This window comes from Serratia sp. 506_PEND (genome assembly GCF_001076875.1).
GTDB lineage: Bacteria > Pseudomonadota > Gammaproteobacteria > Enterobacterales > Enterobacteriaceae > Serratia > Serratia marcescens.
This window is the reverse complement of sequence record NZ_JVEL01000073.1, coordinates 1-14,229: the sequence shown is the minus strand read 5'-3', so window position 1 is coordinate 14,229 and position 14,229 is coordinate 1. Positions and strand designations below refer to the sequence as shown.

The window sequence follows — 14,229 nt, the reverse complement described above, 5'->3', positions numbered from 1 at the left end:
TTTAAAACATCTTAATTTGAATTATTAATATATTAGACAAAAAAATCGCCGCTCCCTATCATTTTGTTATCTGCAAAGTATCTGTTTATCTCCCCGAAGTTCGGTAAGGAAACGCTGTGACAACCCCTGTGCGTTCTGCGGCCGCGATGCCATCGACGCTGGCCGCCAACGATGACGCGGCCGCTGCGCCAAAAGTAAAACGCTCCACCCTCAACAACAAACTCCCCTATATCGAACGCGGCACGCCGCAGTTTATGCGCGTAACGCTGGCGCTGTTTTCCGCCGGGCTGGCGACCTTCGCGTTGCTTTACTGCGTGCAGCCGATCCTGCCGGTGCTGTCGCAAGATTTCGGCGTCTCGCCGGCCGAAAGCAGCCTGTCGCTCTCGGTCTCTACCGGCCTGCTGGCGATCGGCCTGATGTTCACCGGGCCGCTGTCCGACGCCATCGGCCGCAAGTCGGTGATGGTGGTGGCGCTGTTGCTGGCGGCAGTCTGCACGCTGATTTGCGCCTTTATGACCAGCTGGCACGGCATTTTGCTGATGCGCGCGCTGATCGGCCTGTCGCTGAGCGGCGTGGCGGCGGTCGGCATGACCTATCTCAGCGAAGAGATCCATCCGAGCTTCGTCGCCTTCTCGATGGGGCTGTATATCAGCGGCAACTCGATCGGCGGCATGAGCGGCCGCCTGGTGACCGGGGTGTTGACCGATTTCTTTTCCTGGCGCGTATCGCTTGGCGTCATCGGCCTGTTCGCCCTCGCCGCCGCCTGCATGTTCTGGCGTATCCTGCCTGCCTCGCGGCATTTTCGCGCCAGCTCGCTGCGCCCGCGCACCCTGCTGATCAACTTCAAACTGCATTGGCACGATAAGGGGCTGCCGCTGCTGTTCGCGGAGGGTTTCCTGCTGATGGGCAGCTTCGTCACCCTGTTCAACTACATCGGTTATCGCCTGCTGGCGGATCCTTATCACCTGAGCCAGGCGGTGGTCGGCCTGCTGTCGGTGGTGTACCTCACCGGTTCCTACAGCTCGCCCAAGGCCGGCGCGCTCACCTCACGCTTCGGACGTGGCCCGGTGCTGCTGGCGTCGATCGTGATTATGCTGATCGGGATCCTGATTACCGCGCTGCCGCAGGTGCCGGCGATCTTTATCGGCATGATGCTGTTCACCGCCGGTTTCTTCGCCGCCCACTCGGTGGCCAGCAGCTGGATTGGCCGCCGCGCGCGCCGCGCCAAAGGCCAGGCGTCGTCGCTGTATCTGTTCTGCTATTACGTCGGCTCCAGCGTGGCCGGCACCCTCGGCGGCGTGTTCTGGCACAGCTTCGGCTGGAATGGCGTGGCGGCGTTCATCAGCCTGATGCTGTTGCTGGCGCTGCTGGTGGTGCATTACCTGAAACGCCTGCCGGAAGCGGCCCGTCTCTGAAAAGAAAAAGCCGCGGCGACTTGCCGCGGCTCGTCATGCCGGAGCCTGTGATTATTGACCGGTTTTCCAGCGGGTGCGCAGGTACTTCACGGCCTTATCCGTTTGCGGCTCGGTCAGATAACGTTGCCGGAACAGGATGGTTCCCCCCATCCCCGGCAGGCTCTCGTTGAGATCCAACTGCCTTTTCAGCTCGGGAACGCCGCCGTCGACGGTCCAGGCCGGCTCGCTGGCCGATGGCGTGCCCACTTTATACAGCGCCACCCCGGCATAAAGCCGAACCGGCGTGCCTTTCACCACCTCGGCCCACCAGTTGGCCAGCACGTCGTAGCGGACAATTTCACGATCAAAAGGCCAATACAGCTGCGGTGCGATGTAGTCGAGCAGCCCCAGCTTGACCCACTGGCGCGTATCGGCATAGGCCGTATCGTACGACGGCGCGCCGGCCCGCGTCGCCGAGCCGGCAGGATCGTCCGCTTGGTTTCGCCATACGCCCGCCGGGCTGACGCCAAACGCGACCGCGGGCTTCAACGCTTTGACGGTGGCGGAAACCTGTTTTATCAATTGCAGCGTATTGTCTCTTCGCCAGGCGGCTTTGTCTGCAAACCCTTGGCCGTATTCGCGATACGTCCTTTCATCATCCAGCGGCGATTGCGGCGTTTCGTAATAGAAATAATCGTCAAACTGAATGCCGTCGACATCATAGTTTTTGACGACTTCAGCCACCACGCCGGTGATCCAGTTGCGCACGTCGGGCAGACCAGGATCGAGCACGAAGCGATCGCTGGCGGTGCGTATCCAGTCGGGATGCAGCGCATAGACGCTGGCCGGCGGCGACTGCAGCGTATGATTAAGTGCATCTATCGTTTGCTGTCGGGTATTCATGGAAACCCGATAAGGGTTCAGCCAGGCGTGGACCTTGATGCCGCGCCGGTGCGCTTCTGTCAGCATAAAGGCCAGCGGATCATAACCGGGATCCTGGCCCACGGTGCCGGTCAATACCTCCGACCAGGGCAAGATGTCAGAACGCCACAGGGCCGTTCCGTCCGGTTTAACCTGAAAATACACCGTGTTAATCCCGGTTTTCACCATGTCGTCCAACGCGTCCGTCAGCCCCTGCTTCTGCAGGCGCACCCGCTCTTGCGGGGATTCCGCTTTCAGCGAGGCCGCCGGCGGCCAGTCCAATCCAATGACCGTGGACAGCCAGATGCCCCGCATCGGTGTAACCGGCGGTGTCGGCCGCGAGGGCTTCTCCGGTTCGGGGGGCTTGGCGCATCCGCCCACGCCCAGCATGGCGGCCATCAACAGCCATCCGCCTAATTTTGTTGCGCCTGTCGGCATCAGTATTCTCCTTCCGTGAGTGACGGTTATCCCATGTCGCGGCGTGCGGAGCAAGAAACCGCCCGCTTTCTCAACGCTAGCAAGCTGCCGGCGTCGCCCTTTCTGACGACGCCGGTACTTGTCCCATTACCAGCTCAGCCCCGTCCCGCGAGGGAACGCCACCTTGCCGGTATTGGTTTGCTCATCGTAGTCGTGCCAGGTGTTGACCGGCAGTTTTCCGTGCGGTGTGATTTTACCCGTCAGCACCTGCGCCAGCGATACCATCGAGTGACCGCGCCATACGCCGCCGTCATAGCCGTAATAGGAATAGGTAGCGACAGCTGCCTCCACCTCTGCGGCATAGTTCACGATATCGTAAGGTGCGCGCAGTGAGAGATGAACGCGCTTTTTTCCCTGCTCGGCGGCGTATTTCAGCCAGCCTGGATAAGGACTGGTATCATTAGCCGCCCCGGTTGCGGAGGTCACGACCCCATCCTGCTCGGCAGGCGTAAAGCGGGTTGAGAGGGTTCCGAGCAAGAACACGTCGCAGCCGGCAATATGTTCCCTGACCTGGGCGTCGCTCAGTTCCGTTTCCTTCGCGGCCACGACGTTCTGATAGCCCTCCTGCGCCATCACGTTCGCAATGCCGTTGGCCTGCTCGCCCCACGGCGTCAGAATAAAGTAGCGCAGCGCCTTGTCCTTTAGCGGCAGCAGACATTGACGGTTGATAACCACGGTAATGGAACGATCGGCGATGCGCTTTTCCAGCTTGTGCGCTGACGACGCAACGTCGTTGGAACAAGGTTTATCGCTATGGCCCATCAGGCCATGGCGTAATTTCAGGCGCAAAATGCGCTCGACCGAGGCATCGATATCAGCCTCGCTGAGATGCCCGGTTTTCACCCGCTCCGCAATGTAGCGGATAAGCTCGGGCAGCAGGCTCGCCTGCGCCGGCGAGGCGATGCTGACAGGCATCAGAGCAATATCCACCCCGGCGCTAAAGACGTTTTCAGCCGCCGCTTGCTGGCTGAAATGCTCGGCAATCGCGCCCATATCCAGCGCGTCTGAAATCGTTACGCCGGCATAACCCAGCTCATTGCGCAGGATCTGGGTCTGGATTTCGCGCGACATGGTGGCCGGCACCGTGATTTTATCACCGTTGCGGGTGTCGATCTGGCTGTTATCCAGTGCGGGGTACTGAATATGCGCAGTCATCACCATGTCCGGCGCCACGCAGCGGTCAATGGCCTGTTTGTAAGGCGCGATATCGATGGCAAAGGCCTCTTCCCGCGTACGATCGACGCGCGGCAAACCGGTATGCGAGTCGGTGGAGGTGCTGCCATGGCCGGGGAAGTGTTTGTACGCGGTGATCAGCCCTTGCTGCTTCATTCCCGCCACCATTTTCTCGGCCAGGCGGGCAACGGTGTTCTTATCATCGCTGAAGGCGCGAACGTTAATCACCGGGTTGAACGGGTTGGTGTTGACGTCCACGACCGGGGCAAAGTTGGTATTGATATGCAACGCGCGCATATCCTGGGCCATCAGTTTGCCCTGTTCAACGGCGAGCTGTTTATCCGCGCCGCCCTCAATCGCCGCCGCCAGCGCCATATTGCCGGGGAATGAGGCGTAGTCGCCGCGCGGCAGCCGGAAAACGTTACCGCCTTCGTTATCCGTGCCAATAAACAAACGAACGCCGGCGTGCGTTTTCATCGCGGCATACCAGGCCGTCAGCGTTTTGATCTGCTGCTTGTCTTTCAGATTATTGGCAAACAGGATCACCCCACCTATGTGGTTATCGGTGATCAGCTTGCCAATGGCTGCATCGGGAACGGTCATATCCTGATTGCTGCTACCGTTCTGATCCCAGTAGCGAAAATCCAGCATGATTTTTTGCCCGATCTTCTCTTCCAGCGTCATGTTTTTGACTTTCTGTTTAATATCCACCGTAAACCTCCGTTTAAAGCACCCGTTAATGACAGAAGAAAAGATAACCCGAGGGGCTCATAGCGTCCTGCCATTCTGTTTGTTCCAGCGATTGGACAACGGCAAACAAGAAATGGACTAAACAAAAAATAAACGAGCGAGAGAATTCCCCCTGCTGCCCGCCCTATTTCCCCTGGCAAGCTGGGCGGGCAGTTTAGCCGAGTATTGCCCCATTGCCGATGTTGCCCCCAGTCGGCCACTCTTTTATAGTATGTTGTAACTAATATGGAGGTGAGCGATGAGCAGATACGATGTGATTGGCCGAATGAACGCCTGCTTTAACGAGCTGGAGCAGGCGCTCGGCGCGTTGCAGCAGCAGATCGCCCCGCTGCGGTTGCTGGCGGCGCGGGTGTTCAGCCTGCCGGAGGTTGAAAAAGGCCAGGAACATCAGGCGATTTCGCATATCGCGGTCGAGCAGCATGTGGGGCAAGCGGCGCGCGATCTGGCGCTGGAACACTATCAACGGTTGTTCATCCACCATAACCGGGAGAATGTCAGCAGCAAGGCCGCCGTGCGCCTGCCCGGCGTCATCTGTTTGGCGGTGGAGCAACCGGAATATCAGACGTTGCAGACGCAGTTAGCGCTGATCAACCGCCTGAAGAGCGAACTGGAGCAGATTATCACCGTCGATTCCGGTCTGGCGCCGGAGCAGCGTTTCGAGTTCGTGCACACCCATCTGCACGGGCTGATTACCCTCAGCGCCTACCGCACCCTCACCGCCCTGACCAATCCCGACTCCGTGCGTTTCGGCTGGGCCAACAAGCACATCATCAAAAACGTCAAGCGGGACGACATTCTGGCGCAGCTGGAGAAAAGCCTGAAAGCCGGCCGCGCGGTGCCGCCGCACAGCCGTGAACAGTGGGCCGCCTTGGTCAGCCGCGAAATAGACGATGTCAGCCGCCTGCCACAGCATGCGACGCTGAAAATCAAGCGGCCGGTAAAAGTGCAGCCGATCGCCCGGGTGTGGTATCAGCAGCAGCAAAAACAGGTGCAACACCCCTGCCCGCTGCCGCTGATCGCCCTGTGTCAGGTTGAAAACGGCGCTGCGGTGCCGAAGATTGGCGAACTGCTCAACTACGACGCCGACGCGGTGAAACACCGTTACAAACCCGACGCCAGGCCGCTGCGGCTGCTGGTGCCGCGCTTGCACCTGTATGCCGACGACGCTACTCGCTGAGGGCATACACCCGCAGGCGATGGCCGTCCGGATCCCGCGCCACGAAGGAGTAACCGAATTCCATCTCGGTCGGCGTTTGCTCGATAGGCAGCCCGAGTTCGCGCCACTGGTTATAGCGCGCCTCGACCTCTTGCGGATCCTGGCACAAGAAGCCCAGCTCACCGCCGCCGCCGGTCAACGTGGCGGCGGGTTTTACCCCCTGTTTGGCCCACATCCCCAGCTTGAAGCCGTTGCTGAGTACGAACAGGGCGAAGCCGGGAGAAAGTTCCACCGGCGCCTGCCCCAGTAAACGTTGATAAAAGGCGGCGCTGTTGAGCGGGTTGTCGACGTAAAGCAGGGTCATGCTGGGAAGGGTCATCGGTCTGTCCTCTGGATGATGGGAACCGGTCGGTTCCCGATAGGCACAGACTAAGGCGCGCGACTGACAGTTTATGGCAGCAGCGTGCCGCTATTGCTCCGCAATGCCCTCGCTGAGGCGCCACTCTTTCAGCAGCCGCCGCCGGCCACGCGGATAGCGCTGTTCCAACGGCGTGGCGGCCTGGATGCGATCGAGGCGAAAATGGCGAAAGGCCTGACGCAGCTCGCACCAGGCGACCAACATCTGAAACTGATCGAAAAAGCCCAGCGCAAAGGGCCACAGCAGGCGTTCGCTGCGCTGCCCCGCCAGATCGAGGTAGTCGATATGCAGTTTGCGCTCGCGGCGGATGGTGTCACGGATCAGCACCCGCATCTCATCCGCCACCGGCGGCGCCTGAACCGGCGCGATAAGCAGCGTATTGGCCTCCAGCTCCTCCCGCAGCGTCGGCGGCAGCACCGCGGCGATCTTGGCCAGCGCCTGGCCCGCTGCGCTCGCCAATTGGCTGTCGCCGCGGCGGCTGACCCAGCGCATCCCCAGCACCAGCGCTTCTGTCTCCGCCGGCGAGAACATCAGCGGCGGCAGCATAAAGCCGGGGCGCAGCACATAGCCGACGCCCGCCTCACCGGCGATCTCCGCCCCCTGCTGCTGCAGCGTGGCGATATCGCGGTACAGGGTGCGCATGCTGATGCCCAGCGTCTGCGCCAGCGCATGGCCCGCCACCGGATAACGGTGGCTGCGCAGCAGCTGCATCAGATCGAGTAAACGTTGTGCGCGCGACATCTTATTTCTCCATAAAAAAGGGGCTTACCTCAGTAAGCCCCCGGTTGCCTCACAGATCAATTATTTCTGCATGCTGCCGACCATCGCTTCCGGCCGCAGCCACTCGTCGAACTGCGCTTCGGTCAGGTAGCCGAGCTTCAGCGCCGCGGCTTTCAGCGTCAGCCCTTCCTTGTGCGCTTTTTTGGCGATTTCCGCCGCTTTGTCATAACCGATGTGGGTGTTGAGCGCCGTCACCAGCATCAGCGATTCATTCAGCAATTGGGTGATGCGATCGCGGTTCGGTTCGATACCCACCGCGCAGTGCTCGTTAAAGCCCTGCATGCCGTCGGCCAGCAGGCGAATCGACTGCAGGTAGTTGTGGATCACCATCGGGCGGAACACGTTCAGCTCGAAGTTGCCGGAAGCGCCGCCGATGTTCACCGCCACGTCGTTGCCCAGCACCTGCGCGCACAGCATGGTCATCGCTTCGCACTGGGTCGGGTTGACCTTGCCCGGCATGATGGAACTGCCCGGCTCGTTCTCCGGGATCGAAATCTCACCGATGCCGCAGCGCGGGCCAGACGCCAGCCAACGCACGTCGTTGGCGATCTTCATCAGCGAAGCCGCCAGCCCTTTCAGCGCGCCATGCCCTTGCACCAGCGCGTCGCAGGTCGCCAGCGCTTCGAACTTGTTCGGCGCGGTGACGAACGGCTGATGGGTCAATTCCGCCAGCGCTTTAGCGACGCGCACCGCGTACTCCGGATGGGTGTTCAGGCCGGTGCCGACCGCCGTGCCGCCCAGCGCCAGCTCGGCAATGTGCGGGATACTGTCCTCGATGTGTTTCAGATTGTGCGCCAGCATCGCCGCCCAACCGGATATCTCCTGCCCCAGGGTCAGCGGCGTGGCGTCCTGCAGATGGGTGCGGCCGATTTTGACGATGTCGCGGTAGGCTTCGGCCTTGTCGCTCAGCGTCTTGTGCAGCACTTTCAGCTCGGGGATCAGGTGTTCGCGCAGCGCAATCACCGCCGCCACGTGCATCGCGGTGGGAAACACGTCGTTGGAGCTTTGGCTTTTATTGACGTCGTCGTTCGGGTGCACCTTGCGCTCTTCACCGCGCACGCCGCCCAGCAGCTCGCTGGCGCGGTTGGCCAACACTTCGTTCATGTTCATGTTGGTCTGGGTGCCGGAGCCGGTTTGCCAGATTGACAACGGGAACTGGTCGGCATGGCGATCCGCCAGCACTTCGTCGGCAGCCTTGATGATAGCGGCGCCCCGTTCGGCCGGCAGCAGCCCCAGATCCACGTTCACCTGCGCGGCTGCGCGCTTGGTCAACGCCAGCGCGTGGATCAGCGCGGTCGGCATCTTTTCGGAGGAAATACGGAAATGCGCCAACGAACGCTGGGTTTGCGCGCCCCACAGCTTGTCGGCCGGTACTTCGATGGGGCCCATAGAGTCTTTTTCGATACGAACGCCTGCCATCATGATCTCCTTAGCATAATTCCTAAAATTGTAGGGTTAGGCCGACGCGCTACCCCCCGTCGGCATGCACTCCCAGTATAGTGACATAATAACTATTCGCATTAAGAGAGTTATCTCACAGCACGTTTCATCTCTTTTACCCATTAACGACGCGGTTATTTTCCGCCGGTTAACCCGCGGTGAAATAAACGGCCGGGAATGAGCCTGGAGAATAAAAATGTGGATAACCATTAATGCGGATGACGCGAATTAAAATTATTGATGCGTTGCGCCTGTAAATGATTGAGCTCATCGAACCGTTGCTGCTGCAGATGATTGATCTCGTCGTAGGCGTCCTGCCGTTCATTATGCCGATACGCCCCGGTCGCCGCCGCACCGGCGGTGAGTGCCAGCGGATGCGTCACAGCCGCGACCGGCGCGGGTGTAACGACGATCGGTGCCGGCGCGATCACCACGGTGCGTGGCGCCGCGTAGGGATAGGCGACAATCACCGCCGCCTGGGTTGCGCCGGTGCAAAGCCCCAATAGCAACAACAGTTTTTTCATGCAACAGACCTCTTGTTTCGTTAAATCGACGTGTTGGCCGTTACGGTAAACGGGTCTGACGCGCAGGTTTAAGCTCAGCGTGTGATAGCCCGGCGCAGCGCGAAAATAATAATTAAGGGAATGGCTCAGACGGTAAAAAATAAATTCAGCCGACATAGTTTGACATGCTGAAAAAATAAATAATGACGCAGAATAACCAAGCTATCGGCAATAATTCCGCTGGGCCAAAGAATAATCGATCGGCGGGTTTTCCGCGCCGCCTTGAGGCCTGCGCGCCAATTGAGACGCCGATCGTTATCACGCTATACTTTGGCCCCGTTGCCGGGCGCGACGTTATCCGGCGTTTTTTTGATCGCGCCCATGATTTTTCCTGCCGACGCGGGCGTAGGATAGGTGTCGGCACAGATTTAGTTAACCGTATAAAATCAGTAGGTTATTGTCATCCAGTACGACAATGACGTTAAGGACGTTTATCGACATGCAAAAAATGACCAACGCGGTACAGAATTACGCCTGGGGCAGCCACGATGCGCTGACCCGTCTTTACGGCATCGCCAACCCGGATAATCAGCCGATGGCCGAACTGTGGATGGGCGCCCATCCCAAGAGCCCTTCCCGCGTGCCGGGCGCCGACGGTGAACTGCGTTCGCTGCGCGATCTGATCGACGAAGACCAGCCAAAACAGCTGGGCGCCAACGTCGCCAGCCGTTTTGGCGAGTTGCCGTTCCTGTTTAAAGTGCTGTGCGCCGATCAGCCGCTGTCGATCCAGGTCCACCCGAGCAAAGCGGCGGCCGAGGTCGGCTTCGCGAAAGAGAACGCCGCAGGCATCCCGCTGAGCGCCGCCGAACGCAACTACAAAGATCCCAATCACAAGCCCGAGCTGGTGTTCGCCCTGACGCCGTTCCTGGCGATGAACGGTTTTCGTGAATTGGCCGATATCATTTCCCTGCTGCAGCCGATCGCCGGCGCGCACCACGACATCGCCGCCTTCCTGCAGCAGCCGGACACCGCCCATCTCGCGACCCTGTTCTCTAGCCTGTTGACGATGAGCGGCGAACAAAAATCGCTGGCGCTCGGCGTGCTGAAAGCCGCGCTCAACAACCAGCAGGGGGAACCCTGGGATACCGTGCGCTTCATCGCCGGCTTCTATCCGGACGACAGCGGTCTGTTCTCACCGCTGCTGTTGAACGTGGTGCAACTCGCGCCGGGCGAGGCGATGTTCCTGTATGCCGAAACACCGCACGCCTACCTGAAAGGCGTGGCGCTGGAGGTGATGGCCAACTCGGATAACGTGCTGCGCGCGGGCCTGACGCCGAAATTCATCGACGTGCCCGAGCTGCTGGCCAACCTGCAGTTCCGCCCGCAACCGGCTTCCGGCCTGCTGACCCAACCGGAGCAACGCGGCAACGAGCTGTTCTTCCCGATCCCGGTGGAAGATTTCGCCTTCTCACTGCACGATTTGACCGCCGCGCCGCAGGCGCTGGCACAGCGAAGCGCCGCCATCGTGTTCTGCGTCGCCGGCGAAGCGACGCTGGAGAAATCCGGGCAACGCCTGACGCTCAAACCGGGCGAATCCTGCTTTATCGGGGCGTTCGAATCCCCGGTCAACGTCAGCGGCAGCGGCCGCATCGCCCGGGTTTATAACCAACTGGCCTAACCGTTGATAAATTTCAGCAAATTGCTTGCTGAAAGCGAGAGCTGCCCCCACAATTAAACGCCTGCGGGCGTTTTTTGGCGGCCCCTATTTGCCCCTCCCACGCAACGGAGGGTGATAAGAAAAAAGGATGAAACAGAGCTATGAAAAAATCGTTAGTCGCTGTCAGCGTCATTGTCGTTCTTGGCGCAGCATGGACCGGGGCATCCTGGTACACCGGGAAACAGATCGAGCAGCACATGGGCGAAGTCGTCGACAACGCCAATGGCCAATTGAAAGCCTACCTGCCGAAAGCCGGCGTCAAGCTGAGCTATGAAAATTACCAGCGCGGCCTGTTCAGCAGCAAAGTGCGTTATGTGCTGCGTTCCGACGGCACGGATACCAGCGAAAACGCGGCGCTGAAAGCCGGTGAAGAAGTGGCGTTCCTGGAAACCATCGATCACGGTCCGTTCCCGTTCGCGCAGCTGAAAAAATTCAACCTGCTGCCGAGCATGGCGTCGGTGCATACCGAGCTGGAAAACACTCCGGCGGTGAAAGGCCTGTTTGAAACCACCAAAGGCAAATCGCTGTTTACCGCCGATTCGCGCATCTCGTACAGCGGCGATACCGCGTCCACCATCGACTTTATCCCACTGGACTACCAGAAGGATAAATCTTCGCTGAAATTCAGCGGCGCCACCATTGACGCCGACGTGTCCCGCGATCTGAAAAAATTCGCGCTGGACGCCAATAGCGACACTATCGTGTTCGCCAGCCCGAATGAATTCGGCCAAAACGAGCAGATCACCTTCCAGGGCTTCAACCTGAAAGGCAACAGCAACGAAAGCAAGTTCGGCGTGAAGCTCGGCGATCAGACGATGACGCTGAAACAGTTCAAACTGACGATCGACGGTAAAGACACCGTGGCGTTGGACGGTTTCAATCTGGTGAGCAAGTTCGGCGAGCAAGGCAGCAGCAACATCGGCGGCCAGATCGACTACACCATGGACGCGCTCAAGGTGCAGGGCAACGACTTCGGCGCCGGTAAACTGACGCTGAAAATCGACAACGTCGACGGCAAGGCGCTGAAAGACTTCTCCGACAGCTACAACCGCCAAACCATGGCGCTGCTGCAGCAGGGCGAGAACCTGGATCCGGACGTCTACGAACAGCAGACCTCCGAGATGCTGCAAAAGAACCTGCCGATGCTGCTGAAAGGCAATCCAAGCCTCAGCATCGCCCCGCTGAGCTGGAAAAACAGCAAGGGTGAGAGCATCTTCACGCTGGATCTGGCGATGACCGATCCGAGCAAGGCCGCCTCCCCGGCACAATCGCCGGATCAGCTGATCGCTCAGGCGGTTAAAAAGCTGGATCTCAGCCTGACCATTCCGGAAGCGATGGCCACCGAAGTGACCGCGAAGACCGCCTTGTTGCAGGGCTATAATGCGGAAGACGCGCAGAAACTGGCGCAGCAGCAAGTGCAGGGCCTGGCGGCCATGGGCCAGATGTTCAAACTGACCACCCAGAAAGACGGCGTGATCGCGAGCCAGTTCCATTACGCTGACAATCAGGTTGACCTCAACGGCAACAAAATGTCGCTGCAGGAGTTCATCGGCCAGTTCGCCATGCTGGGCGCCCCGGCGGAAGACGCTGAACCGGCGCAGGAAGCGGAACCCGCTCCGGCACCGGCGCAGTAATCGCCTGAAAACCTAACAAGGGCCCCCTGCGGGGCCCTTTTTATTTACGCCGCATAAACCGCATCGCGGATCTGCTGCGGGTAGCGGCCGCACATGCCCTCAAATGCGGTGTTGGTCAGTATCACCACGCTCAGCTGCGCCTGTGGATCAAAGAACCAGCTGTGGCCATAAACGCCGCCCCAGGTCAGGGTACCGGCATGCTGCGGCGTTTGCGCCGCTTCTGCGTCCACCAGCAGCGCCCCGCCGAAACCAAATCCCCAGCCCGGCCCTTGCGTTTGCGCCTGCGCCCCCACATGCGGACTGCGCAGCAACGCCACCGTGTCCGGTTGCAACATGCCCTGCCCGCCGCTGCGCAGCGCCTCCACCAGCCGCAGCACGTCGTCGGCATCACCGACCATGCCCGCGCCGCCGGAGGGATAGGCTCCGACGTTAAGCGCGCGCGCCGGCGAGAACGTCACTTCTCCCCCCGCCATGCCTTCCGGCAAGGCGATCCGCAGGCCTTCATGCATGCGCAGCGGCCCTTGCGGCGTGTTGTAATACGGCGTCGCCAGGTTCACGGCGTCCGTCGCATGGAATGCGGTGTTGCCAAGCCCCAGCGGCCGCGCCACCCAGTCGACAAACAGCTGCGGCAGCGACATGCCCGTCACCCGCTCCAGCACCGCGCCAAGCACGTCGATCGCCAGTGAATAATTGAAGCGCTCTCCCGGTTCCGACAGCAATGGCGCCTGCGCCAACAGCCGCAGGTTTTGCTCCAGCGTCAGCGTCGACAGCTCCACGCCGTCCTGGATCCCCAACTGATGGTAAACGCCCGCCGGCGGTTGGTTCAGCCGATAGTCCAGACCGGCGGTATGGCTCAGCAAATGGCGGATCTTGATCGTCGGGCGGCGGCCATCCGCCAGCGCCGGGGTAAACCACGGCAGCCAATCGCTGACCGCATCGTCCAGGCTCAGTTTGCCCCGCTCAATCAGGCGCAGCGCCGCCAGCGTGGTATAGGGTTTGGAGACCGACGACAGCCGAAACTGCGTTTCCCGCCGCATCGGCCGGCGCGCTTCTCGCTCGGCATAGCCGGCCGCCCCGGCGTAACAAATCTCGCCCTGCCGCGCCACCAGCACCACGCTGCCCACGATGCGCCCTTCGGCCATCGCCTGTTGATCGATCGCCGCGATCCGTTCTGTTAACGCCTGTTGTGTTGCCGACATGATTTTCATCTCGCTAAGGGAAAGTAAAACCAGTCTAAAACGTTCGTCATAAATTAAAATAAGGCATAATTTAATGAATCATTAAGCACAGGTTATTAATAGATGAGTTCACTCCTGCAACTGCTGCCCTATTTCGAAGCCGTGGCACGGCTGGGCAACTTTACCCGCGCGGCCAGCCAACTGGGCGTCACGCCGCCGGCGGTGTCGCAAAACATTCAGGCGCTGGAGAATCAGCTCGGAGTGAGGTTATTCCACCGCACCAGCCGCTCGGTGCGCCTCAGCGACGAGGGCCGGTTGTTCTATCAGAAGGTGTCGCCGGCCATGAGCCAGATCGACGTGGCGGCGGACGACGTGCGCGCCCTGGGCGCGCAGCCGGCGGGCCTGCTGCGCATTACGCTGCCGCAGTTGGCCGCTTCGCTGCTGGTGATGCCGCACCTGGCGGAATTTCAGCGACGCTATCCCGAAGTGCAGCTTGAGCTGTTTACCGAAGATCGCTTTTCCGATCTGGTGCTGGGCAGTTTCGATGCCGGCATTCGCATGCACGCCATGTTGCAAAAGGACATGATCGCCGTGCCAATCGACAACGGCCAGCGCCGGGTGCTGGTCGCCTCGCCCGACTATCTGGCGCGTTGCGGCGCGCCGGCCACGCCGGACGATCTGCTCGCGC

General features: G+C 60.3%; 12 protein-coding genes. 5 read left to right on the top strand and 7 right to left on the bottom strand.

Annotated features, from left to right (window positions below; all coding sequences use genetic code 11):
* Positions 1-146 precede the first annotated feature (146 nt).
* On the top strand, positions 147-1,415 hold the full coding sequence (locus ADK28_RS02495; RefSeq protein WP_170913122.1) for an MFS transporter: 1,269 nt from the start codon (positions 147-149) through the stop codon (positions 1,413-1,415).
* 51 nt (positions 1,416-1,466) lie between these two features.
* Here ADK28_RS02495 and ADK28_RS02490 read toward each other — a convergent pair whose 3' ends face one another.
* The gene (locus ADK28_RS02490; RefSeq protein WP_033640455.1) at positions 1,467-2,753 is read right to left on the bottom strand and encodes a glycoside hydrolase family 10 protein; all 1,287 of its coding nucleotides are present in this window, start codon (positions 2,751-2,753) and stop codon (positions 1,467-1,469) included.
* Positions 2,754-2,879: 126 nt separating this feature from the next.
* The gene (locus ADK28_RS02485; RefSeq protein ID WP_033640458.1) at positions 2,880-4,676 is read right to left on the bottom strand and encodes a glycoside hydrolase family 3 protein; all 1,797 of its coding nucleotides are present in this window, start codon (positions 4,674-4,676) and stop codon (positions 2,880-2,882) included.
* Between the two features lie 277 nt (positions 4,677-4,953).
* On the opposite strand from ADK28_RS02485, the gene tus reads away from it, so the two are divergent.
* Positions 4,954-5,892, top strand: a complete 939-nt coding sequence (gene tus / locus ADK28_RS02480; protein WP_033640460.1) for a DNA replication terminus site-binding protein — start codon at positions 4,954-4,956, stop codon at positions 5,890-5,892.
* Here tus and ADK28_RS02475 read toward each other — a convergent pair.
* From ADK28_RS02475 to ADK28_RS02460, 4 genes are all read right to left on the bottom strand, one after another.
* Positions 5,882-6,250: a VOC family protein gene (locus tag ADK28_RS02475; RefSeq protein ID WP_048794791.1), complete on the bottom strand. Its 369-nt coding sequence runs from the start codon at positions 6,248-6,250 to the stop codon at positions 5,882-5,884. The genes tus and ADK28_RS02475 overlap by 11 nt on opposite strands.
* 90 nt (positions 6,251-6,340) lie before the next feature.
* The gene (locus tag ADK28_RS02470; RefSeq protein ID WP_048794790.1) at positions 6,341-7,030 is read right to left on the bottom strand and encodes a helix-turn-helix transcriptional regulator; all 690 of its coding nucleotides are present in this window, start codon (positions 7,028-7,030) and stop codon (positions 6,341-6,343) included.
* Positions 7,031-7,090: 60 nt separating this feature from the next.
* Positions 7,091-8,488 carry a class II fumarate hydratase gene (gene fumC / locus ADK28_RS02465; RefSeq protein WP_048794789.1) on the bottom strand — a complete coding sequence of 466 codons (1,398 nt, stop codon included), beginning with the start codon at positions 8,486-8,488 and terminating at the stop codon, positions 7,091-7,093.
* A gap of 230 nt (positions 8,489-8,718) precedes the next feature.
* Complete coding sequence (locus tag ADK28_RS02460; protein WP_239686199.1) at positions 8,719-9,189, bottom strand: hypothetical protein; 471 nt, start codon at positions 9,187-9,189, stop codon at positions 8,719-8,721.
* Between the two features lie 322 nt (positions 9,190-9,511).
* On the opposite strand from ADK28_RS02460, the gene manA reads away from it, so the two are divergent.
* Positions 9,512-10,690 carry a mannose-6-phosphate isomerase gene (gene manA, locus ADK28_RS02455; protein WP_048794788.1) on the top strand — a complete coding sequence of 393 codons (1,179 nt, stop codon included), beginning with the start codon at positions 9,512-9,514 and terminating at the stop codon, positions 10,688-10,690.
* A 140-nt stretch (positions 10,691-10,830) separates the two neighbouring features.
* Positions 10,831-12,363 (top strand): YdgA family protein, encoded by a 1,533-nt coding sequence (locus tag ADK28_RS02450; protein ID WP_028128187.1) that lies wholly within the window; start codon positions 10,831-10,833, stop codon positions 12,361-12,363.
* Between the two features lie 44 nt (positions 12,364-12,407).
* Here the strand turns inward: ADK28_RS02450 and ADK28_RS02445 are convergent, their stop codons facing one another.
* Positions 12,408-13,562 (bottom strand): serine hydrolase domain-containing protein, encoded by a 1,155-nt coding sequence (locus ADK28_RS02445; protein WP_048794792.1) that lies wholly within the window; start codon positions 13,560-13,562, stop codon positions 12,408-12,410.
* A 102-nt stretch (positions 13,563-13,664) separates the two neighbouring features.
* Here ADK28_RS02445 and ADK28_RS02440 point away from each other — a divergent pair.
* Positions 13,665-14,229, top strand: a 565-nt coding sequence (locus ADK28_RS02440) for a LysR family transcriptional regulator (protein WP_048794787.1), incomplete at its 3' end; no start/stop codon positions are given.